The organism is Flagellimonas chongwuensis (assembly GCF_013376415.1).
Classification (GTDB): domain Bacteria; phylum Bacteroidota; class Bacteroidia; order Flavobacteriales; family Flavobacteriaceae; genus Flagellimonas; species Flagellimonas chongwuensis.
The window spans coordinates 152299-175435 of the sequence record NZ_WYET01000001.1 but is presented as its reverse complement, the minus strand read 5'-3'; the positions used below and the strand labels follow the sequence as shown (position 1 = coordinate 175435).

The following is a 23137-nucleotide window of genomic DNA, read 5'->3' as shown; positions in this document are numbered from 1 at the left end:
TTCAAGGAGAAAGAGACTTATTGTTGCTAAATCTTTCTTAAATGATAGAGGGATTAAAAATGCGGTTTTTTTATCAATCCCTAAAAGGTTACTTTTGTGCGTTTTAACAAAAGACGACGGATGACCCCTATAGTTATAAAGACCATACAATTCTTTCTAAGTTTATCGCTCTTGATCGTACTTCACGAGCTTGGACACTTTATCCCAGCAAAGCTTTTTAAGACAAGGGTGGAGAAGTTTTATCTCTTTTTTGATGTGAAGTTCTCCCTGTTCAAAAAGAAAATAGGGGAGACCGTATATGGTATTGGTTGGCTGCCCTTGGGCGGATATGTGAAGATATCCGGGATGATCGATGAAAGCATGGACAAGGAGCAGATGAAGGAGGAACCTAAGCCTTGGGAGTTCCGTAGCAAACCAGCTTGGCAACGTTTGATCATTATGCTCGGCGGAGTTGCCGTTAATTTTGTTTTGGCCGTGGTTATTTTTATTGGTCTTGTTTTTACCTATGGTGAAGAGTACATCGCCAATGATAGCTTAAAGGATGGAATCTGGGTTACCGAGAAAAGTTTGGGAGATGAGTTGGGTGTCCAGACAGGGGATAAAATTTTATCTATCGACGGTAAAAAGATAGAAGCCTTGCAACAGGTGCTTCCAGAAATGGTTTATGGTGAGAAGTATACTATTGAAAGGGATGGGCAGGTAATAGAGAAGGAGATTCCTGTAGATTTTATAGAAACTTTGTCTGAGGATAAAGAAAAAGCCCGTTTTATTTACTATAGGGTTCCGTTTTATGTGAATAGTGTTCCAGATACTTCCCACAATAAAGGAGTTGATCTAAGGCCAATGGACGAATTTCTGTCCATAAATGGGAAACAGGCCATTTATCGAGATCAAGTAATGCATGAACTTGAAAAGAACAAGGGAAGAGATATAGACATACTTGTGCGTAGGAAAAATGGTAAAGAAGAGCATGTTACGGCCAAGGTAAATAGTAAAGGAAAGCTTGGGCTTGTAACGGCTCCTGTTACTATGAAGGATTTGCAAGAAAAAGGATATTTGAAGGTAAAAACTTTAGAATATTCTTTTTGGGAATCCATTCCCGCTGGATGGAACAAGGGTGTAAAAACACTTTCGGACTACATCAAGGGAATGAAAAAAATATTTAATCCCGATACTGGTGCGTATAAAGAAGTTGGTGGTTTTGCGGCTATTGGTGGCATGTTCCCCGACACTTGGAACTGGCCGGCATTTTGGGCCACAACGGCTTTTATATCCATTATTTTGGCCTTTATGAACATTTTGCCCATTCCGGCACTGGATGGTGGACATGTAATGTTCCTGCTCTACGAAATGGTCACTGGACGCAAGCCAAGCGATAAATTTTTGGAGTATGCCCAAATGATAGGCTTCTTTATTTTAATTGCTTTGTTGCTGTTTGCCAATGGTAACGATTTATACAAATGGCTTTTTAAATAGAAAAGCAAATTTTTTGTTTGTGGTGTAAAAAAGAATCCGTTATATTTGCACCCGCTTAAGGTAAAATATTCCTCCTTAGCTCAGTTGGTTAGAGCATCTGACTGTTAATCAGAGGGTCCTTGGTTCGAGCCCAAGAGGGGGAGCATCTAAAGCAAAAGCCACCGAATTTTCGGTGGCTTTTTTGTTGGTTTTTATTTGTTATTGTTGAGCCATTTCCAAATGGATGGTCAGCTCCACTTCATCCCCCAATGTAGGTGTGTCACCACCAACTCCGAATGCCAATCGGTCTACGGTTCCGGTAAGTTTTAGTCCTGCTTTCAATTTTTGACTGCGTTGATCGGTAATTATTCCGTTCACAGTGCCTTCCAAGGTAACCGGTTTGGTAACCCCGTGCATGCTAAGGTCGCCCATTAACTTAAAGGTTTTGTCTCCGGTCTTTTCAAAGCTGGTACTCTTAAAAGTGATGGAAGGGTATTTTTCCGCATCAAAAAAGTCGCCACTTCTTAAATGATCGTCACGCCTATCATTATCCGTATCAATACTGGTGGTTTTAATATCCACCATAAATTCCGCGTTGTCAAAAGTGTCAGTCGCTGTTGCTGTTATGTCAAAATCACTAAAATGGCCCTCTACGGTAGAGATCATTAGGTGTGAAATGCCAAAACCGACTTTGGAGTGTGCCCCGTCCGATTTCCAAGTGGATTGTGCCGCAACCGCTAGGGATGTTAAAAACGCAAGTGCGAAAATAGTCTTCTTCATGATTGTGTGATTTAAGTGTTAGTAGTTTTGTTTATGATGTTTTTACCAATTTTAGATAAAATTTTCAACTAAATATGGTCAATTAGAACTTAAGATATAAATATTTTCCGTGAACAACATGGGTTAACCCTCAATCAACCAAATGGTTATGAATGGATATGAATATAATGTCGTTGAGGGGTTAAATATGGTTGTTGGTAAAGCTACTTTTCTGTAAACGCAGTTTTATATATAGTTTTGGTACTCATTAACCTAACTGTATTGATTTCTAAAAAGGAACTTCTTTTTCAAATAGTATTGCACGTATTGGTTCTCCTGTTCTTTTCTTTTGATAGAAATACAGGGAGCATAGTAGTGCACAGGGCAATATTTCTTTTGTTTTATGGCTTGGCCACGGTAGGCGTTACCTACTATCTTATGCCTAAATTCTTGTACAAAAAGAAATATTGGCAGTTTTTCTTGGGTTCGGCCATAGTGGTATCAATTGTTATCGTAATTGAAGAGGTTGTTTTGGAACCCATTATCTTCCCGGGTACCAAACGCGCAGATGCTTTCCCGGGTGTTTATGTTTCCCTATTGGGTATTCTGCCCGTAATGTTCATTCTCTCAGGATGTAAATTTGGATGGGACGCCCTTAAAAAACAGGCCCAAATCGATGAGCTCGAAACCACCATACAAGAAAGTGAACTTCAATTTTTGCGTAGTCAAATAAACCCCCATTTTTTGTTCAACAACTTGAACAATCTATACTCTTACGCTTTGCAAGAATCGCCAAAGACGCCGGAGATTATCCTCGAAATGAGCGGCGTGCTGCGATATATGCTATACGAATCCAAGGAACAATTGGTCCCCTTAAAAAAGGAGTTGGAGCAATTGGGCAACTTCATCCGTCTTTATAAATTGCAGATAGAGGATAGGGGAGAAGTACAATTTGATGTGGACGAGATCGAGGGTGAGTATAGGATCGCGCCATTGATTTTGATTGTTTTTATAGAAAATGCCTTCAAGCACAGCCAATCCGGACAGTCTTCGGATATTGAGATAGATATTTCCGTAAAGTTGAGCAATTCTATATTGGAGTTCAGATGCAAGAACAATTATGAGCCAGGGTTTAGTCTGGATAGTGTTGCTAAAGGAATTGGTTTGAAAAATGTAAAGAAACGCCTTGAACTTCTTTACCCAAAAAAGCATATTTTGCATATAGAGGAGGCCGATAACAGCTACAAGGTGTTTCTAAAGCTGGAATTGGAAAAGATTTAGGTTATGAGGTGTATCATTGTTGAAGATCAACCGCCGGCACAGCGGATATTGAAGAAGTTTATTCAGGACGTGCCCACATTGCAGTTGGTACAGGTTTTTTCTGATGGACTGACAGCTATGGAGTTCTTGAACAAAGAGTCGGTAGATCTTATGTTTCTGGATATTCACCTGCCCAAGATCAATGGTCTCGATTTTTTGAAGAGTATTCCAGATCCGCCACATGTGATCTTCACTACCGCTTTCTCCGAATATGCACTTGAAGGATACGACTTGAACGTGGTGGACTATCTTTTAAAGCCATTTTCTTTCCAGCGGTTTTTACAGGCCGTGAACAAGGTAAATGCAAAACATGAGCATGTCATATCCAAAAATGATACCACTCCACTTACTGAGATTTATGTAAAATCCAGTCATGAACATATCAAGGTTTTGGTTAGGGATATTTACACGATTGCCTCTGATTCCGATTACACAGAGATTCATCTAAAGGAAAAAAAAATATTGTCCAATGAGCCCCTGCGGCACTGGATGGAAGTGTTGGGGGGCAGTCAATTTTACCAAATACACAAATCCCATATCATCAATACCAAAAAAATAGACCGTATTTCCGGTAACATGGTGTTGCTGACCAACGGCGCCAAAATACCCATGGGGAGGGCCTATAAAGACAATTTCTTAAAAAGCATCCTATAAAAAAGCCCGGAACATCCGGGCTTTTAAATTCAGCTTCTACCTCGCAAAATAGATATAGATTCCAATTACGACTATGGCAATAAATGCACTTGCCAATTTTACGTGTTTCCAAGGCTCTATGGATACTTGCTTGGTATATTCCAATTGGAAAGGCTCCTTTCTTGGATAAAACTTACCAATGATCAACATAATAGCAATGTTTGAAATAAACAGGATTGCCATTACGTGCAAATAATGAGGGTATGCACCGGCCTCTATCAAATTAAGTTCGGCAGCATCGGTAACTCCGTTTGCTTTTGCTTCAGCCAATGCGTTGGCGACCATTCTTGGCCCCACGATAAATTGACTGATAATGTAAAGAACAGAGCCTGAAAGGATACCAATTTTTGCCGCGATGGCAGGAACTCTTTTAGTGAGATAGCCCACCACGATAATTGTGAAGATGGGAATACTATAAATACCATTGATTTCCTGCAAATAATTGAACAAGCTGCCCGCGTTGGCAATAAGCGGTGCTATGAACATGGCCGCAAGAGCCAAGCATACGCCGAACACCTTGCCATATTTTACCACGGTCATTTCCGATGCATTCTTGTTGATATGCTGCTTGTAGATGTCTATTCCGAACAAGGTTACCGAACTATTGAGTACACTATTGAAAGAACTCAAAATGGCCCCGAAAAGTACTGCGGCGAAGAAGCCCATCAATGGTTTTGGAAGTACGGCCCGTACCAATTCTGGATAAGCAAGGTCACTGCTGGCCAACCCCCCTTCAAAATAGTAGTAGGCGATCATTCCGGGCAACACTAGGATAATAGGCCCTAGAATTTTTAAAAATGCTGCTAATAAAAGTCCTTTTTGCCCTTCGGCAAGGTTCTTTGCTCCCAGTCCCCGTTGAATAATTTGTTGGTTGGTCCCCCAATAGAAAAGCTGAACCAGCATCATTCCGGTGAAAATGGTGGAAAATGGCACCTCCTGTCCCGGATTCCCGGTCGAATCAAAACGTTCCGGATTTGCTGCCATTAAGGTTTCCAATCCTCCCATCACACTCCCATCACCTATGGCCATCAGACCAAAAACCGGAATCATGATACCACCGATAATAAGACCAACGGCATTGATACTATCTGAAACCGCAACCGCTTTCAATCCACCAAAAACTGCATAAATGGAACCGATGATGCCAATGCCCCAGATACAGATTACCAAGGCTGTGGAGTCCGAAACCCCCAATAATCCGGGAACATCGAACATACCACTTATGGCGACCGAACCAGAATATAATATGACAGGAAGCAGAACCACTACGTAACCTGTGAGGAACAATCCAGAGGTTATGGTCTTTGTGGCCACATCAAAACGTTTGGCCAAAAACTGGGGAACCGTTGTTAATCCACCCTTAAGGTAGCGGGGTAGGAGGAACATGGCCGTTACCACGATGGCGAGTGCGGCCAAGGTTTCCCAGGCCATTACCGATAGCCCATCTTTATAAGCGCTTCCGTTTAGCCCTACAATTTGTTCCGTGGATAGGTTGGTCAGCAGCAAGGAGCCCGCTATTACTCCAGCGGTAAGGCTTCTGCCTCCCAAGAAATAACCATCCGACGATGTTTCATCTGTTTTTCTAACGGACCACCACGATATGATTCCTACCAATAGTGTGAATCCCAAAAACGAAATAAGTGCCATAGTATAATATTTGGTGTTCTGTCCATGGACAAAACAATTTGTTCAGCTGGTTGTGCACGCTAATATAGCCTGAATTTTCCGAAATGCGGGATGAACCCGTAAACACAACATTTTAACTTGGATTGGAGGTTTTTGGAAAATTTGATATGGCAATAAATGCTTGTAAAAAGATAATGGATAGCTAACAATTATTTAAACTGAAAAGGCAGGTTTTATCCTTATAAATGTGAGTAATTTGAAACATATTTTTATTATTTGTAAACATTTATGAGTAAAAGTACGCTCACAAAGCGATCAGGGTTTGGGTTTCTGCTGCATGCTTCGCTTGCTGCCTTTGGCACATACTTTTGTATGTACGCCTTTAGGAAACCATTTTCCGTGGCCTCTTTTGAAGGACTCTCCTTTATAGGAGTGGATTACAAAATTCTTTTGGTGATTGCCCAGGTACTTGGGTATGCCCTTTCCAAATTTGTGGGTATTAAGGTGATATCCGAATTAAAGCCCAATAGAAGATTACTTTACCTAATTTCTCTTATAGTACTTGCCGAAATTTCGCTAGTGCTATTTGCATGGGTACCCACCCCGTACAATATTCCATTTATGTTCCTTAACGGTTTTCCATTGGGCATGATCTGGGGCATTGTGTTCTCCTATATAGAAGGACGTAGGTTTACCGATATTTTGGGAGTAGTACTGTCCTCAAGCTTTATTGTATCAAGTGGAGTGGTAAAATCGGTCGGGTTATTTGTGGTGAATTCATGGGGGGTTAGTGAGTTTTGGATGCCGTCCGTAACCGGGGCACTCTTCCTTTTTCCTCTTTTGATATGTTCGTATTTGTTGCAACGGGTACCTCCACCAACCCCTGAGGATATTGCCAATCGAACCGAGCGGATACCGATGACAGCTGCAGATAGAAAAAGCTTATTAAAGAAGTTTATGTTCCCATTGCTCATCATAGTGTTGTTCTATACTTTTTTGACGGCTTTTAGGGATTTTCGTGACAATTTTGCCCGAGAATTGTGGGATAGTATCGGTTATCAAGGGAATGCCTCTGTTTATTCTACCTCCGAAATTATCATTGCCCTTGTAGTGCTTTTGATTATCGGGGCCATCTTTTATGTGAAAGATAACTTTAAAGCCTTGCTTACCTATCATGCCCTGCTTATCCTAGGGACCTTGGTATTGGTGGTCAGTACCATAATGTTTCAAACCGGGGTGTTGGACCCGTTTGTTTGGATGGTCTGTACTGGGTTTGGACTCTACATCTGTTATGTGCCGTTCAACTGTCTCTTTTTTGACCGGTTTATTGCCACTTTTAAAGTAAAGGGAAACTCGGGTTTTCTAATCTATATTGCCGATGCCTTTGGTTATTTGGGAAGCATTTTGGTGTTGCTCTACAAGAATTTTGGACAGGCCGATGTATCATGGCTCAAGTTTTTCGTCTATGGCACCTATGCCGTTGCTGTAATCGGTATAGTAAGTACATTAATATTATATGGGCATTTCGTGGCCCGCCGCAAGTCGGAAGAACTTAATAAGCAATTGGAATATGGACAATAAGTATGATGCCGTCATAGTAGGTGGGGGTGTTTTGGGAACTTTTCACGCCTACCATGCACTGGAATTGGGCCTAAAGGTTTGTTTGGTGGATAAAGATGCCTATCCCAGAGGAGCTACTACACAAAATTTTGGACAGGTTGTCCCTTCGGGTATGGATTCCAAATGGCAGAAATTTGGAATGGAAAGTCTGAAAATATACAAGGAGATTCAATCCCAGTTTGATATAAGTATCCGCCAGAACGGAACAGTATACTTGGCTTCCAATGAAGAGGAAGAACAGTTGTTGATGGAGTTGAGAGCTATCAATAATGGGAACGATTACATATCAAAAATGCTCACCAAACAAGAATGTTTGGCCAATTACCCTGGACTTAGAAAGGAGTATGTTACAGCTGGATTATTTTTTCCAGATGAGGTCACAGTGGAACCTAGGACCATGATCCATAAGCTCCAGAAATATTTGATGGACCAGAAAGGCTTGGACATCAGGTTTGATTTCCCCGTTGTATCCTGTGAATCCAAAGAAGAGTGGGTTTCGATCCAAAGCACAACAGGTGATGCGATATGCGGTAAGAAAGTAATTGTTTGTAATGGAGCGGAGTTTAAAAACCTGTATCCTGAACTATTTGCCACCAGTGATCTGGAAGTTTCCAAACTGCAAATGATGCAGACCAAACCGCAAAAGAACTACGAGTTAAAAGGTTCTATCCTAACGGGATGGTCCATTCGAAGGTACGAAGCGTTCCATGAATGCCCATCCTTTGCCGGAATCAAGGAAAAGGAGCCAAAGAATAGCCTTCAGAAAAAATGGGGCGTGCATATTCTTTTTAAACAAGCGGCAGATGGTTCGGTGATTTTGGGAGATTCCCATCAATATGCGGATGCCCACAGAGTTGAGGATTTGGGTTATGATCTGGATATGGATATCGACAATTTTATGATTGATGAAGCCCGAAAAATCATTGACCTTCCCACGTATCAAATTCAAAATAGGTGGTACGGAATGTACTCGCAATGCAGGAACAGTGATATTTTTCAAAAAACCATCGACCACAATATTCATATTGTAACAGGAATCGGTGGAAAGGGGATGACGGGCAGCGCCGGATTCGCGAAGAAGAACATTACTACTATATTCAATAAGCAGAAAATCAAATTATGAAAAAGATAGAATTGGCCGTTTTTGATATGGCAGGTACCACAGTGAACGAGGACAATGTCGTATACAAAACGGTAAGGGCAGCTTTGGCCAAACATGGGGTCGAGGTTTCTTTGGATACCGTTCTGGAATTTGGCGCTGGAAAGGAAAAATTCAAGGCTATTGTAGATATCTTGGAACAGACCAAGAATGCATCAATTGATGCTAATCTTGTTTTTGAAGACTTTAAAGGAATGTTGGAAGAAGCCTATGCCAATTTAGAGGTTAGCTCTTATAATGGTGTTGAGGCCTTTTTCCAACTATTAAAGTCTAGAGGGGTCAAAGTGGTCTTGAATACAGGTTACGACCAAAAAACCGCAAGTTCGCTTTTGGACAAATTAGGCTGGGCTGCGGGGAATCAAATTGATGCTGTGATTACTGCCGACGATGTGGTACATGGAAGACCTTCTTCGGAAATGATAGACAAGGCGATGGATATGTTCGGTATCAAAAACCCAGAACATGTATTGAAAGCTGGTGACTCCGTTATCGATATTGAAGAAGGAAAAAACGCGAATTGTGGTTGGACAGTGGGCGTTTTAACCGGCGCCCAAACACGGGAACAGCTGGAGACCGCGCAACCAACTTTGATCCTGGATTCCCTGACCAATCTGGAAAAGGTGTTATTTTCTTGATCAAATAAAGTAATAGACCACCAACATTTTAGAGGGAACTGTTCCTCTGTTGATAGGTACATGGGGGATTCTACCGTCGAAGAAGATAGAATCCCCTTCTTCTAAAAGAACCTCTTGGTCGCCAATCTCGTAATAGCACTCTCCGGTTAAAATATACTTGAACTCAAAAGCATCGGTCACTACCTTTTCTCTTCTTGAATTGGGCTGTACTTCCAGAAGCACACTTTCAAAACCCACAGAGTTCAACTGTTTTCCAAAAATATAATTATATGTAAAACCAACTGCTTCGTCCTCCTTTTCTATAATGGACTGTTCGTGTTTGCGGGTCACAATAAAATTTTGACCCATACCTTTCGGGATACCATCAAAAAAATCCGTCATCTGGGTGTCCAATGCCTCCACAATTTTTAAAAACACTGGAAGGGATGGTATAGTTCTACCGTTTTCAATGCGTGAAATAAGCCCAGCGGTTACCCCGGCAGCTATCGCAACATCGTTTATGGTCTTTTTATTGTTCTTACGGATTTGCTTTATTCTTTTCCCGATTCCGATGAGGTAATCTTCCATTACTTATGGCCCTCCTAAATTTTAGTATTTATAATATTTTTTGATAAATCAAGATTACTAAAAAAATACGGTTAATCCATTAAACTACTGGGGTATGTTGTGAAATCTCTGTTTTTGTCGATTTGAATAAATTGCATATTTGTAAATAATGTTTACATAACATTGAACCCTTTCTTTTAACCATTCCGTATCATTTTTTTAATCTGTTTAAAGGCCTGTCTTAACTCTTGTATAGGATATTTGTTGATAAATAATTAACCAATTTTTACAAATACTCAACAAATGAAAAAATCGATTGTAGCTTTTTTACTTGCATTCACCGTAAGTATAATTGGCTATTCGCAAGTCACCTTTTCAGGAAAGGTATTAGACGAGAACAACGTACCATTGCCGGGTGCATCGGTAGTTGTAAAGGGTGGGTCCACAGGTGTGGCCACCGACTTTGATGGAAATTTTGAAATTGAGCTCCCACAAGGAGGGGAAATTTTGGTAGTATCCTATATAGGGTATATCTCCCAGGATTTGGAAACAGCCGGTAAAACTACCGCGACCATCGTATTACAGCCCGATTCACAACAATTGGATGAGGTTGTGGTAACTGCTTTGGGTATACAAAGAGAGACCAAAAAGCTTGCCTATGCAGTACAAAAGGTTTCGGGAGAGGAAATTTCCGAGGCCAAAGAGACCAACGTGGTCAATTCGCTTGCCGGTAAAATGGCCGGTGTCCAGATTACGGGAGGAAACTCGGGTGTTGGGTCTTCTTCACAGATTATTATCCGTGGTGAGAATTCCCTTAACCCAAGTCCCAATGCCAACTCGCCATTATTTGTAGTGGACGGTATTCCTATCAACAACAATGTGAACAATACAGGAAGTGAGGGGAACATGGGGGTTGATTATGGTAACGGAGCCATGGACATTAACCCAGATGATGTAGAGACCATGACCGTGCTTAAAGGACCAAATGCAACAGCACTCTATGGTTCCAGAGGAGCCAATGGTGTTGTGCTCATTACCACCAAATCTGGTAAGGGCAGCAAGGGAATTGGGGTGTCCTATACCCACAATTCGACTTTCGAAGATCTTTTGACACTCCCAAAATATCAAAACCGCTACGGACAAGGTTCCGGAGGGCAGTTTGCTTTTAATGATGGTGGGCAGAACCGTTCCTTGACAGGAGGTATAAACGATCACGTGGACGAAAGCTGGGGGCCAGCTTTAAACGGACAATTGATCCCTCAGCACGATAGCCCAACAACCAGTGGATTGAGAGCTGGTGACGTTCATGTTAGGCCAAGAAATCCTGATGGAACTTTTGCTGGTGAAATCATCGCAACGCCTTTTTCTCCACAGCCCAACAATATCGATGACTTTTTTAGAACAGGTTTCACCATGAGCAATAACATTGCTTTGACGGGAGCTAACGAAGATGGTAATTTTAGGGTATCCTTTACCGATTTGCAAAGTGAGAGTGTTATTCCAAACTCCAATTTTAAAAGAAGGTCGTACCAAGTAAATGGTTCCTACAACCTTACCGATTGGTTAAAGGTGACCGGTTCCATGAACTACATCAATTCGAACTCCCGCAACCGTCCCAATAACTCTTACGGAACAGAAAACGTAATGTATCTGTGGATTTGGTTCGGTCGTCATATCAACATGAACAATTTAAGGGATTATTGGCAGCCAGGTTTGGAAGGTGTGCAGCAGTACAACTATAACTACAACTACCACGATAACCCTTTCTTTACTGTGTACGAGAACACCAATGCCTTTAACAAGGACCGTGTGATCACCAACCTAAGGGCGGATATGACATTGGCAAAAGGATTGAGCCTAATGTTGCGTTCCGGTTTTGACTATTCCAGTGAACTGGATATGAGGAAAAGGGCCTATTCAACCCAACGCTTCCCAAATGGTCAGTACAGGGAGGATTTTATTTATGCCTACGAGCAGAATACGGATTTCCTTTTGGCTTACAACACTGAGCTGAACCAAGATTTTGATTTTGGTGTATCCTTCGGGGGTAACCATCGTTCGGCAAAGAACAGATATCAACGTATCAGTGCCAACTCCTTGTCAATTCCTGGAATCTATAACTTTGGAAATGCGGCCGAGCCATTGACGCAGAGTGATTATGACGGTAAATTCACCGTAAACAGTTTGTATGCCTTCTCCAATTTGGCCTATAAAGATTATGCTTTCTTGGATGTTACCGCTCGTAACGATTGGTCTTCCACATTACCTGATGGAAACAATAGTTATTTCTATCCATCCGTTGGTTTGAGTTTCATTCTTTCTGATATGTTCCAGATGCCAGAGTCCATCAGCTTTGCGAAAGTTCGAGGAGGCTGGGCCAGTGTGGGTAACGATACCGACCCTTATAATTTGGCCGCGACCTTTGGATTTGGAAACACATTCAATGGATATTCTAGGGCCTACTCCCCTTCCGAGTTGAAACTTGCCGACCTTAAACCAGAACGCACCAACTCATTTGAAGTGGGGGCCGATGTTCGTTTCTTTGGAAACCGTTTGGGATTGGATGTGGCTGCATATAAGTCGGTAACCAATAACCAGATTCTTTCTTTGCCCGTATCCAATACTTCCGGATTTAGTTCCAGGGTCATCAATGCAGGTGAGGTAGAGAACAAAGGTTTGGAAATCACCTTGACCGCAACACCGCTTAGAACCGACAACTTTAGCTGGGATACCAACATCAACTTTACCACCAATCGTGGAGAGGTAAAAGAACTTACGGATGGATTGACCCAATATCTTGTAAAGGAAAATTACCTTCAAGTTGTTGCTGAGGTCGGAGAGCGTATGGGTGACCTTTACGGAACAGGTTTCGAACAGGTGACCGACCAAAACAGTCCTTATTATGGACAATGGATCATTGATGGTGATTCAGGTTTGCCCATCAGAAGCAATGAACTGAGAAACCTAGGAAACTACAATCCAGATTTTATGGTTGGTTTTCAGAATAGCTTCCGTTACAAAAACCTTCGATTTGGTTTCCTTTTCGATTGGAGACAAGGTGGTGTGTATCACTCCAGAACGGTTGCCATTGGCGGTACTACAGGTATGTTGGATTTCACTGTTCCCGGTCGTGAATCGGGCATCGTTGCCCAAGGTGTTGTGGATGATGGAAATGGAAACTATACACCGAACACGGTCAATGTAGCGGCTTCAAACTACTACTCACACGTGTACAACAGAAGCAACGAGCAAAGCTCAATGTTCGATGCTACCTATGTAAAGCTAAGAGAAGTAAAATTGGGCTATACGCTTCCAAGCAAGTTGTTGGCCAACACGCCGATACGATCAGCGACCATCTCTTTGGTAGGTCGTAACCTGGCACTTTGGACGGAGAATGACCATGTGGATCCCGAATCCATTTCTTTCTCCGGAGGTTCGATCGTACCCGGTGTGGAAGATATGGCATTGCCCAGCACAAGAAGTTTTGGTCTTAACCTTAACGTAGAATTTTAAACAAAGAATTTAAGATAAAGAATGATGAAAACATCAAACTTCATAACATCCATCTTATTTGCAGGAACCCTATTGGTTTCGTGTACGGACAATTTTGAGAGTATCAACTCCAACCCCAACGCCCCGGAACAGGTGAGTGCCAACTTGCTTACCTCCACCGTAACTTCGGAAATCACAAGAACGTTGACACAAGAGGGGTATAGCGATGGAAATACCATTACCCAGCTCATGGCAAAAAATAACTTTCCTGGTTTTAGTCAGTTTGATTGGGGAGATCAAGGCATGTGGAATTTCTTTTACAACTACTTGCCCGAAATCAACGATATTTTGGAAATTTCCCGTGCAGAAGGATCTCAAAATGCGACCTACGAAGGCATAGCCCTGACATTGAGAGCACTTTCTTTTGCCAACCTTACCGATTTGTATGGCCACGTACCTTACACCGAGGCCATGTCAGGTGAGTCCGAAGGAATTTTTACGCCCGTTTACGATGATCAAGAAACCGTTTATAATGGGGTCCTTCAAGATTTGGCAGATGCCGATGCCGCACTGGCAAAAGGGGAAGCGATTACCGGATCTACAGGTGACGTTATCTATGATGGAGATGCTTCCAAATGGAGAAAACTGGCAAATTCATTGCGTCTTCGTTACCTGATGAGAATTTCCAAACAACGAGATGTATCAGCCGAAATGCAGGCCATTGTCAGTGCAGGAAACTACATCAATTCTAATGATGACAACGCCACATTAACCTATAGTGGTACATCAAATACCGATTCTTGGCCAGAGAGTACAGGTCGTATCGGTGGTTTTGACGAGAAGAGTCTTTGTACCACATTGTTGGGCTATTTTGAAGAATTCAACGATCCTAGATTGGATATCTGGTTCGATCGTAACAGTGATGGCGAATGGGTAGGTATTCCAATTGGTCTGAACCAAGACAATGCCCGTGCTTATGACGATGCCAACAGTCCAAGCCGTTTGGATGTGGAATTGTTTTATTTCTCCTCAACAGCTGCCGAAGCGTTCATCATGAAAAATTCAGAAGTACAATTTATTTTGGCAGAAGCTGCCCAGAGAGGTTTTATTGCTGGCAGTGCCGCAGATTATTACAACGCTGGTGTTAGGGCAAGCTTGGCCTATTGGGGCGTTGCAGATGCTGATATTGATGCATACTTGGCCCAACCAACCGTACAATATGATGGTTCTTTGGAATTGCTGCTTACTCAAAAAACCATAGCACTTTGGAACGTGGATTACCAAGGATGGATGGATTACAGAAGAACGGGTATTCCTGCTTTGGAAACAGGCCAAGACGACCTTAACGGAGGACGTTATCCGGTTCGTTTCCTTTATCCATCGTCCGAACAGACATTGAATACGGCAAACTATGAAGCTGCCGTACAAGCCATGGGCGGAGAAGGGGACAACATCAATACACCTGGCTGGTGGGAAACCGGAACCAGATATTAAACGATTGAAAAATAGTCTTTTAAACAAAATATGGTTGCCCTGTTTTTCAGGGCGGCCTTTGTTGTTAAAAATAAATAAGATGTCTAAAAAACTACTGTTACCTATTCTGCTGATTGGTTTGATGGTATCGTGCACAAATAAAGTAAATCGGTCCACTGATATTGAGCATGTAGTCATCATTGGAATAGACGGTATGAGTCCTAATGGGATTCAAAAGGCCAAAACGCCAACATTGGATTCCATGATCCAGAGTGGGGCCGCAACCATGCATGCACGGTCCGTACTCCCATCAAGTTCCAGTCCCAATTGGGCCAGTATGATCATGGGTGCCGATACGGAACAACATGGAGCGACTTCCAACGGTTGGGAAAAGTTCGACCATCAATTACCACCGGTCGTAGTTACTGAAAACGGTACTTTCCCTACCATATTCACACTGTTTAAAGACCAACAGCCAGAAGCGCATGTAGGTGCCATTTACGACTGGGACGGTTTTGGACGTTTGTTCGAAAAATCCGATGTGGATTTTGATATCGACGGAGATCATGAGGACAAAACCACACAAGAAGCGGTAAGCTACATCAAGGAGCATAGACCAAAATTCACCTTCGTGCATTTGGATCACGTAGATCATGCGGGACATTCCCAAGGCCATGGGAGCCCTGAGTATTACAAATCAGTGGAAAAGGCAGATTCCCTGATTGCCAAAATCGTAAATTCAACCAAGGATGCAGGGATTTTTGAAAAAACCATGTTCATTATATCCGCAGACCACGGAGGTTTAGGCTTTGGTCATGGCGGAGAAAGTCTGGCCGAAATGGAAATACCATTCATTATGTACGGGGCGGGAATCAAAAAAGGCTATAAAATCGAAGAGACCGTTTACCAATACGACAATGCACCGACAGTTGCCTATGCCATGGGATTGCAAATGCCCCAAGCTTGGATGGGCAGACCCGTAAGAGGGGCTTTTATAGGAAATGAAGCTCCAAAGCTTATATACAAACGAAAAGAGCAGATAAGCCAACCCAAAATTCTTCCAGATGCTGGGCATTTTGAGCCCGCAGGAGGCGTTTTTAAAGCGGATTCTGTTGCAGTGGTCATGCAAAACCCGAACAATATGGGTGAGATTCGATATACCATTGGCAATACTGTACCCACCTTTGAAAACAGTCAAGTCTATCAAGACACCTTTTATCTAAAGGAGACAAATATCATCAAGGCAGGTATTTTTCAGAACGAGCGATTGGTAAGTACCGTCGCCGAAGGAAATTTCAGGATTATTTCAAAAGCAAAACAGGACCCTGTCAAATTTGAGGTTTTTCAAGTGAGCGGTATCGAAAAGCTTCCGGTTTTCACTACCTTAAATCCGGTGCATGAAGGTTACGTAACGGAGTTCTCCCATAAGCAAGCACTCTCCGAAGATATGCCGCAAGAGCAAGTGGCCGTGGTTTTTGAAAGTTATTTGGAAGTGACCGAAGAAGGAACATATAACTTTTTCACCAATAGTGATGATGGTAGCAAACTTTATGTGAACGGTGCCGAGATAGTGGACAACGATGGTGACCATGGTGTTATGGAACGCAGCGGGACTTTGGAACTATCCGGAGGGAGGCATTTGGTCCGTGTAGAATTTTTCAACGGTGGCGGGGGCTATCATTTGGATATTAAATATTCGGGTCCCAATACGCCAAAACAAATTATTCCAGCGGATAGGCTGTTTAGAGAAAAATAACAAAGAATGAAGCAAAAGCGCAACAAGCACAACTCAGAATCTGTTGTGGAGGGCGACATCAACCTAACTCCTGCGCGGAGAGCATGGTTGCAGAACGAAGTTGGCGATGAAACCCAAGAGCTACTGGAAAAGGACGCCAAATATTTTATGCATCAATCCATGTCCACACCTTGTTTGGACGTGCTCCAAAATTGTGATGGCTCGCACATGATCAGTGTATCGGGCAAAAAGTACCTCGATTTTCATGGAAACAACGTGCACCAAATCGGGTTTTCGCATCCAAAACTGGTCGCTCGACTAACGGAGCAGCTGCAAAACTTGACGTTTTCCACCAGACGCTACGCCAATGAGACCGCTATTCAATTTGCGGAGAAATTGACCTCTTACACTCCAAAGGGCCTTAACCGCATCCTAATGACCCCCAACGGAAGCTCGGCCATTGGCATTGCCCTAAAATTGGCAAGGGCCATTACTGGTAAGCATAAAGTCGTCTCTTTTTGGGACTCGTTCCACGGTGCATCTTTGGATGCCATAAGTGTTGGGGGCGAAGCGATCTTCCAAGAGCATATGGGGCCATTAATGCCCGGTGTGGAACGCATTCCGCCACCAATAACCTATCGTGGTATATTTGAGGGTAATGAGGACAAGGCATTGGAGTATTTGCAGTATGTTTTGGAGAAAGACCATCAAATTGGAGCTTTTTTAGCGGAGACCATTCGCAACACCGATGTGCAGATCCCATCAAAAAAATTCTGGAAAGCAGCTAGGGAACTTTGTACCAAACATGGTGTTTTACTGATTTTGGATGAAATCCCCATCGCTTTTGGAAGAACGGGAACTATGTTCGCCTACGAGCTTTTTGATATTGAACCGGACATTCTCTGCTTGGGTAAAGGATTGGGGGGTGGAATTATCCCTCAAGCAGCGATTGTTACCCGTGAAGAATACAACAAATTCGGACATATTTCCCTCGGGCACTATACCCATGAAAAAAGTCCGTTGGGATCCATGGCCGGCTTGACGCTTTTAGAGGTTTTGGAAGAGGAAAACATCTTGCAAAAAGTGAAGGAGGATGAAGAATTCATGAGAAAATCCTTGTACAAAATGCACCGAAAATATTCATTGATCGGAGATGTGCGGGGTGTTGGTCTTTTATGGGGCATTGAACTGGTGACTAACAGAACGACCAAAGAAAAAGCAACAGCCGAAGCCGAAGAAATTATGTACGAGTGCCTAAAACAAGGATTAAGTTTTAAAGTTTCCAAAGGAAACGTGCTACAGCTTTCTCCACCATTGACCATAACAAGAGAAGAACTGGAAAAAGCATTTGAAATATTGAACTCTGCCTTTTTAAAAACAAACCATATCGCCTAATGAAAAAAACGAACCAACTACTACTTGTACTTTGTTTGGGTGTGATGAAACTATCAGCGCAAACCGAACCCCAAATTTTGGTACAACCTTATCTCCAAGATGCAGAACCGAATTCCATCGTCATCATGTGGGAGACCACCAGTGGCGAAGAAAGCATTGTGGAATGGGGAACCACGGAAAAACTGGGCAAAAAAACCTCGGGGAAAGCCGAGGATATCAATTTCTCTGAATCCCGGGTGCATACCGTAAAACTGGAAGGCCTTAAACGCTTTACGGAGTATTATTACCGGGTGAAAACAGATAAGGCCAAATCGGATATCTATCAATTTAAAACACCACCCTTTTCAAGTGACCAAGAGTCGTTCAATATTGTGGCCATGAGCGATATGCAATACGATAGCCAGCATCCGGACAAGTTTTCCGAAATCGTAAATCAAGGGGTTCTTCGGTATTTGGAAAAGGAGTACGGAGGCAAGTTGCCCGACAATCTGGCCATGGTGATGATTCCCGGCGACCTGGTGCAGAGCGGCAGCAAATATTACCAATGGAAGGAACACTTCTTCGACCCGGCACAAAAACTCTTTGCCGAGGTCCCCGTGTATCCGGTTTTGGGCAACCACGAACGCAACTCTGTTTTCTACTTCAAATACTTCAGCCTTCCAGAAAATGGAACACCAGCCTTTGCAGAACATTGGTGGTACAAGGATTATGGCAATACCCGAATCATCGGATTGAATTCCAACGACGGCTATCGTGACCTTCGTGAACAATACGAATGGTTGGAGCAAGTGCTGGCAGATACGGAAAAGAACGATGATATTGATTTTGTATTTGCGCAACTCCACCATCCACATAAATCCGAACTTTGGATTCCGGGCGAGGAAGAATCAACGGGCAAAGTGGTAAAAATGTTGGAGACGTTCTCCACCAAAACAGGAAAACCAAGCATCCACTTTTTTGGTCATACCCATGGCTATTCACGAGGGCAATCCAGAGACCACAAACACCTTTGGATCAATGTGGCCTCGGCGGGAGGCTCCATCGATAATTGGGGAGAGTTTGCAGGTAGGGATTATGATGAATTTACGGTTACCCAAGATGAATATGGATTTGTAATGGTTGAGGTCGACGGAAACCGTAGCGACCCTAAATTCACTATCAAAAGAATCAGTCAGGGCAATACCGTAAAGTCCCGTCAGAACGAGCTTACCGATAGCATCACCGTTTGGCGATTGGAAAAAAAGCCCAATGCCCCAAAAGTAGATTCACCTGTGAATAACAAAACGGTGACTACGGAATTTACGACCTTAAAAGCAGGTGAGTTTTCAAGCCCTCTAAATGGTGCATTTCATGCCGCATCACATTGGCAGGTTTCGGAAAGTCCTGATTTTGATAAGTTGGCTTTGGACAGTTGGAAACAATTTGAAAACTGGTATTACGAAGAAGACCGTCAAAAAGAGGACGATTTGACCGATGAAAAAACCAAACGATTAAAAGCAAATACCACCTATTATTGGAAAGTTCGGTACCGTGACCAAAACTTGAACTGGAGTGATTGGTCCGAAACAGCATCATTTAAAACACCACAGGAAAATGAAAAATAATTTTTTGTTCTTGATGATTGCCGTAGTGGCAATGTTCAGGGTTAATGCCCAAAATACCGATACCAAAGTAATCTTGATAACGTTGGATGGTTTCCGTTGGCAGGAACTGTTTACCGGAGCAGATTCCCTTTTGATCGGTCACAAGGATTATGTTCACGAAGCAGACATGCTGAAGGAAGCTTTTTGGAGGGATACACCGAGCGAAAGAAGGGAGGCGCTACTGCCCTTTATTTGGGGTCAAGTCGAAGAGATGGGCCAAATTCATGGAAACCGAAAGTTGGAAAGCAAAGTAGATTTGACCAACTCCATGTGGTTCTCTTACCCGGGTTACAACGAAATTTTGACAGGAACTGCGGATGATGAAAACATTCGAAGCAATGATAAAATCCCAAACCCCAACACCACCATTTTGGAGCGCTACAACAGTACGCCCGAAGGAAAAGGTAAAGTAGCTGCCTTTGGTAGCTGGGATGTTTTTCCCTCTATAGTTAACGAAGAGCGCTCGGGAGTTCCAGTAAATGCGGGATTTGAGAAGGCCACCGATAATTTGAATGCCAGGGAGGAGTTTTTGAACGAGCTTCAGGACCAGATACCAAGTCCTTGGGGCACGGTCCGTTTGGATGCATTCACCCATCATTATGCCTTGGAACACATGAAAAAGAAGCACCCAAAATTGGTTTTCATTTCCTACGGAGAAACCGATGATTTTGCTCACGATGGGGATTATCAAGCCTATTTAAAATCGGCCCACAATACCGATGCATTGATCAAAGATTTATGGGAATTTACCCAACAAAATGACTTTTATAAGGACCAAACCGTGTTTTTGATCACTACGGACCATGGCCGGGGTACCGAGCCTTTGGACACATGGAGAAGTCACGGAAGCGATATCAATGGGGCAGGCTCCGTTTGGATGATAGCTTTTGGAAACAGCATTGCTCACAAAGGCGAAGTCAAGCAGAGCGAACAATTGTACACCAATCAGATTGCACCGACCATTCTAAAAATATTGGACATGCCCATTCCTAAAGAAATCGAGGGCAAGCCCATGAAATTATAAGTTTAAGTTCGTTTATTAGTTTGCGTTACCGCAAAGACCCGTGCCCTAGGTGCGGGTCTTGCATTTTTGGACATTTTGGCAAAGGGCCATATTCTCTAAAATAGTTACCTTAGAGGAGCGTATCAGTTTACTATGAAAGAAGACCTTTTAGAGATATTCAGCAGTCATTTTGAGCAGTCCCTTATCGATGAAATCCTTCAAGAAGGAAGATTAATGGAAGTGCCCGCGGGAGAAACCATAATGGATATTGGGCAATACATAAGAAGTATACCCTTATTGTTGTCGGGAGCAATTAAAGTGCTTCGGGAGGATGAAGAGGGAGATGAACTACTTTTATATTATTTGGAGCAGGGAGAAACCTGTTCGGTGACCATGGCATGCTGCATGGGTCAGACCAAAAGTGAGATCAGGGCCATAACAGAGACCGATACCAAAATGGTGATGGTGCCGGTTCAAAAAATGGAGGAGTGGATGGCCAAATATAAGGGGTGGCGAAACTATGTTTTTGAAAGTTATCAAAACCGTTTAAACGAATTGTTGCAGACAGTGGATAGCATTGCCTTTAAAAACTTGGACCAGCGGTTGGTGGACTACCTTAAAAAGAAGGTGGAGGTAACCAATGACGACCGAATCCGAAATACCCATCAGGAAATAGCGTATGATCTTCATACCTCAAGGGTAGTGGTATCCAGATTGCTCAAGAAACTTGAAAAAATGAAAAAACTGGTCTTGCACCGAAATTACATACACGTCATAGACCTTTAGGTCTGTGCCCTTTGTTACCGTAGGTTCCAGTTAGGCTGCGTAATTTTGCATAAAAACAATTGCATGCTCAAAAGGATATTTCCTTTTTTATCGTGGATCTCCAACTATGATCGCTCAAAGTTCAACAGCGATTTGGTGGCAGGTCTTACGGTGGGAATCATGTTGATTCCCCAAGGTATGGCCTATGCCATGATTGCCGGTATGCCACCTATTTATGGATTGTACGCGGCGTTGGTACCCCAGTTTGTCTATGCCTTGATGGGAACTTCAAGGCAGCTGGCGGTGGGACCTGTGGCCATGGATTCATTATTGGTAGCAGCAGGTGTTGGAGCCTTGAATCTAATCAGCAAGGAAGACTATATCACAACAGTACTTTTCCTGACTTTGCTTATCGGGGGGCTGCAGTTGCTCATGGGAATATTGAAAATGGGCTTTTTTGTCAATTTTTTGTCCAAACCGGTCATAAGCGGATTTACATCTGCTGCAGCACTTCTCATAGGTTTTGGTCAACTGAACCATATATTGGGGACCCATTTTGCCCAGTCAGGTAGAATACATGAACTTTTAGCGAATATATTTCTAAGCTTGCCCTACATTCATTGGCCAACCCTTGTTATGGGTTTGGGATCCATACTATTTATAGTTCTGTTGAACAGATTCAACAAAAAATTGCCAGTGCCACTGTTCTTGGTGGTATTGGGCATTTTGGCCGTGGTTATCTTTAAGCTTAATACGGCGGGAGTCCATATCGTGGGGAATATTCCAAAGGGACTTCCAGGTTTTCAGGCCCCTGAGTTCCAGTGGGACAAAATGGGACAACTTATGCCCATAGCCATAACGGTGGCCCTATTTGGGTTTATGGAATCCGTTTCCATAGCCAAGACGGTGGAGGAAAAGCATCCTGAGTATGAATTGGACGCAAACCAAGAACTCAGGGCATTGGGTATTGCCAATATGTTAGGTTCATTCTTCCAGTCCTTTTCGGTATCTGGAAGTTTTTCGAGAACCGCCGTGAACGATAAAGCCGGAGCTAAAACAGGAATGTCATTGATATTTAGCACCCTGATTATTGCAGGTGTATTGCTTTTTCTTACCCCTTTGTTCTATAACCTTCCAGCAGTGGTGTTGGGGGCGATCATAATTGTTTCGGTATCGGGCCTAGTAGATTTAAGGTATCCTTGGGTACTTTGGAAGAATAGAAAGGATGAATTTTTATTGCTCGTCGCTACATTTTTGATGACATTGTTCATCGGTTTGATGGAGGGAATACTGTTCGGAGTACTGTTGTCCTTGATGTTGTTGGTCTACCGAATTTCCAAGCCACATATGGCGGTCTTGGGAAGAATCAAGGACACAAGTTATTTTAAGAATATTGACCGTTTTTCGGGCGATGTGGAGGTGGAAGCCGATAAGCTCGTCATAAGATTCGATGCACAATTGTATTTCGGTAACAAGGATTATTTCAAAAAGCAACTTTACCGGCAGATAGATAAAAAGGGGCCTGTCCTGCAATATATCATTTTAAATGCGGAACCCATCAATTATATTGATAGCAGCGCCGCTTCCATGTTGGAGCGCATTATCTTGGATCTAAGGCACCGCGACATCCACTTTTTGATCGCAGCGGCCATAGGTCCGACAAGGGATATTTTGTACAGTAGCGGAATCGTGGACATCCTAGGGGAGGAAAACCTCTATGTGCAGACCATTGATGCCGTGAATGGATGTAACGAACAGAATGAGCGGAGCCTTATGCAAAAAAAGGTGTCGCTCCAGTCCAAAAGAAGGACTTTGTAA

General features: G+C 42.8%; 17 protein-coding genes and 1 tRNA gene. 15 read left to right on the top strand and 3 right to left on the bottom strand.

The window, feature by feature from the left end:
- The first annotated feature begins 120 nt into the window (after window positions 1-120).
- Both rseP and GUA46_RS00725 read left to right on the top strand, forming a co-directional pair.
- The gene (rseP, locus tag GUA46_RS00730; RefSeq protein ID WP_176618898.1) at window positions 121-1476 is read left to right on the top strand and encodes an RIP metalloprotease RseP; all 1356 of its coding nucleotides are present in this window, start codon (window positions 121-123) and stop codon (window positions 1474-1476) included.
- 69 nt (window positions 1477-1545) lie between these two features.
- Window positions 1546-1619 (top strand) — tRNA-Asn (locus tag GUA46_RS00725).
- Between the two features lie 55 nt (window positions 1620-1674).
- Here GUA46_RS00725 and GUA46_RS00720 read toward each other — a convergent pair.
- Entirely contained in the window at window positions 1675-2235 is a 561-nt protein-coding gene (locus tag GUA46_RS00720) for a YceI family protein (protein WP_176618897.1), read from the bottom strand.
- A 261-nt stretch (window positions 2236-2496) separates the two neighbouring features.
- Here GUA46_RS00720 and GUA46_RS00715 point away from each other — a divergent pair, with 261 nt between their 5' ends.
- A complete protein-coding gene (locus tag GUA46_RS00715; protein WP_176618896.1) occupies window positions 2497-3495 on the top strand; it encodes a sensor histidine kinase in 999 nt (332 codons plus the stop codon).
- 3 nt (window positions 3496-3498) lie between these two features.
- On the top strand, window positions 3499-4188 hold the full coding sequence (locus GUA46_RS00710; RefSeq protein WP_176618895.1) for a LytR/AlgR family response regulator transcription factor: 690 nt from the start codon (window positions 3499-3501) through the stop codon (window positions 4186-4188).
- Between the two features lie 36 nt (window positions 4189-4224).
- On the opposite strand, the gene GUA46_RS00705 is transcribed toward GUA46_RS00710, so the two are convergent.
- A complete protein-coding gene (locus GUA46_RS00705; protein WP_176618894.1) occupies window positions 4225-5874 on the bottom strand; it encodes a solute:sodium symporter family transporter in 1650 nt (549 codons plus the stop codon).
- A 267-nt stretch (window positions 5875-6141) separates the two neighbouring features.
- On the opposite strand from GUA46_RS00705, the gene GUA46_RS00700 reads away from it, so the two are divergent.
- From GUA46_RS00700 to GUA46_RS00690, 3 genes are read left to right on the top strand one after another with little or no spacing between them, the layout of a single operon-like run.
- Entirely contained in the window at window positions 6142-7434 is a 1293-nt protein-coding gene (locus GUA46_RS00700) for a DUF5690 family protein (RefSeq protein WP_176618893.1), read from the top strand.
- Window positions 7424-8596, top strand: a complete 1173-nt coding sequence (locus GUA46_RS00695) for a TIGR03364 family FAD-dependent oxidoreductase (protein WP_176618892.1) — start codon at window positions 7424-7426, stop codon at window positions 8594-8596. The genes GUA46_RS00700 and GUA46_RS00695 overlap by 11 nt, the downstream gene beginning before the upstream one ends.
- The gene (locus GUA46_RS00690) at window positions 8593-9267 is read left to right on the top strand and encodes a phosphonatase-like hydrolase (RefSeq protein ID WP_176618891.1); all 675 of its coding nucleotides are present in this window, start codon (window positions 8593-8595) and stop codon (window positions 9265-9267) included. Before GUA46_RS00695 ends, GUA46_RS00690 begins: the two co-directional genes overlap by 4 nt.
- Here the strand turns inward: GUA46_RS00690 and GUA46_RS00685 are convergent, their stop codons facing one another.
- Complete coding sequence (locus GUA46_RS00685; protein WP_176618890.1) at window positions 9268-9834, bottom strand: helix-turn-helix domain-containing protein; 567 nt, start codon at window positions 9832-9834, stop codon at window positions 9268-9270.
- A gap of 282 nt (window positions 9835-10116) precedes the next feature.
- On the opposite strand from GUA46_RS00685, the gene GUA46_RS00680 reads away from it, so the two are divergent.
- The 8 genes from GUA46_RS00680 to GUA46_RS00645 all read left to right on the top strand — a co-directional run bounded on the left by GUA46_RS00680 (window position 10117) and on the right by GUA46_RS00645 (window position 23137).
- Window positions 10117-13326 carry a SusC/RagA family TonB-linked outer membrane protein gene (locus tag GUA46_RS00680; protein WP_176618889.1) on the top strand — a complete coding sequence of 1070 codons (3210 nt, stop codon included), beginning with the start codon at window positions 10117-10119 and terminating at the stop codon, window positions 13324-13326.
- A gap of 21 nt (window positions 13327-13347) precedes the next feature.
- Complete coding sequence (locus GUA46_RS00675; protein WP_176618888.1) at window positions 13348-14799, top strand: SusD/RagB family nutrient-binding outer membrane lipoprotein; 1452 nt, start codon at window positions 13348-13350, stop codon at window positions 14797-14799.
- 79 nt (window positions 14800-14878) lie between these two features.
- Window positions 14879-16534, top strand: a complete 1656-nt coding sequence (locus tag GUA46_RS00670) for an alkaline phosphatase family protein (protein WP_176618887.1) — start codon at window positions 14879-14881, stop codon at window positions 16532-16534.
- Window positions 16535-16540: 6 nt separating this feature from the next.
- Entirely contained in the window at window positions 16541-17908 is a 1368-nt protein-coding gene (gene pbfA / locus GUA46_RS00665; protein ID WP_108245402.1) for a (R)-1-hydroxy-2-aminoethylphosphonate ammonia-lyase, read from the top strand.
- A complete protein-coding gene (locus tag GUA46_RS00660; protein WP_176618886.1) occupies window positions 17908-19512 on the top strand; it encodes a purple acid phosphatase family protein in 1605 nt (534 codons plus the stop codon). Before pbfA ends, GUA46_RS00660 begins: the two co-directional genes overlap by 1 nt.
- Window positions 19502-20575: an alkaline phosphatase family protein gene (locus GUA46_RS00655; protein ID WP_176618885.1), complete on the top strand. Its 1074-nt coding sequence runs from the start codon at window positions 19502-19504 to the stop codon at window positions 20573-20575. Before GUA46_RS00660 ends, GUA46_RS00655 begins: the two co-directional genes overlap by 11 nt.
- A 132-nt stretch (window positions 20576-20707) precedes the next feature.
- Entirely contained in the window at window positions 20708-21340 is a 633-nt protein-coding gene (locus GUA46_RS00650; RefSeq protein ID WP_176618884.1) for a Crp/Fnr family transcriptional regulator, read from the top strand.
- Between the two features lie 63 nt (window positions 21341-21403).
- On the top strand, window positions 21404-23137 hold the full coding sequence (locus GUA46_RS00645) for a SulP family inorganic anion transporter (RefSeq protein WP_176618883.1): 1734 nt from the start codon (window positions 21404-21406) through the stop codon (window positions 23135-23137).

What these genes read in the sequence shown, in the direction of transcription:
- rseP (WP_176618898.1), top strand. Translation starts at nt 121, where the DNA reads ATGACCCCTATAGTTATAAAGACCATACAATTCTTTCTAAGTTTATCG.
- GUA46_RS00720 (WP_176618897.1), bottom strand. Translation starts at nt 2,235, where the DNA reads ATGAAGAAGACTATTTTCGCACTTGCGTTTTTAACATCCCTAGCGGTT.
- GUA46_RS00710 (WP_176618895.1), top strand. Translation starts at nt 3,499, where the DNA reads ATGAGGTGTATCATTGTTGAAGATCAACCGCCGGCACAGCGGATATTG.
- GUA46_RS00705 (WP_176618894.1), bottom strand. Translation starts at nt 5,874, where the DNA reads ATGGCACTTATTTCGTTTTTGGGATTCACACTATTGGTAGGAATCATA.
- GUA46_RS00700 (WP_176618893.1), top strand. Translation starts at nt 6,142, where the DNA reads ATGAGTAAAAGTACGCTCACAAAGCGATCAGGGTTTGGGTTTCTGCTG.
- GUA46_RS00695 (WP_176618892.1), top strand. Translation starts at nt 7,424, where the DNA reads ATGGACAATAAGTATGATGCCGTCATAGTAGGTGGGGGTGTTTTGGGA.
- GUA46_RS00690 (WP_176618891.1), top strand. Translation starts at nt 8,593, where the DNA reads ATGAAAAAGATAGAATTGGCCGTTTTTGATATGGCAGGTACCACAGTG.
- GUA46_RS00685 (WP_176618890.1), bottom strand. Translation starts at nt 9,834, where the DNA reads ATGGAAGATTACCTCATCGGAATCGGGAAAAGAATAAAGCAAATCCGT.
- GUA46_RS00680 (WP_176618889.1), top strand. Translation starts at nt 10,117, where the DNA reads ATGAAAAAATCGATTGTAGCTTTTTTACTTGCATTCACCGTAAGTATA.
- GUA46_RS00675 (WP_176618888.1), top strand. Translation starts at nt 13,348, where the DNA reads ATGATGAAAACATCAAACTTCATAACATCCATCTTATTTGCAGGAACC.
- GUA46_RS00670 (WP_176618887.1), top strand. Translation starts at nt 14,879, where the DNA reads ATGTCTAAAAAACTACTGTTACCTATTCTGCTGATTGGTTTGATGGTA.
- pbfA (WP_108245402.1), top strand. Translation starts at nt 16,541, where the DNA reads ATGAAGCAAAAGCGCAACAAGCACAACTCAGAATCTGTTGTGGAGGGC.
- GUA46_RS00660 (WP_176618886.1), top strand. Translation starts at nt 17,908, where the DNA reads ATGAAAAAAACGAACCAACTACTACTTGTACTTTGTTTGGGTGTGATG.
- GUA46_RS00655 (WP_176618885.1), top strand. Translation starts at nt 19,502, where the DNA reads ATGAAAAATAATTTTTTGTTCTTGATGATTGCCGTAGTGGCAATGTTC.
- GUA46_RS00650 (WP_176618884.1), top strand. Translation starts at nt 20,708, where the DNA reads ATGAAAGAAGACCTTTTAGAGATATTCAGCAGTCATTTTGAGCAGTCC.
- GUA46_RS00645 (WP_176618883.1), top strand. Translation starts at nt 21,404, where the DNA reads ATGCTCAAAAGGATATTTCCTTTTTTATCGTGGATCTCCAACTATGAT.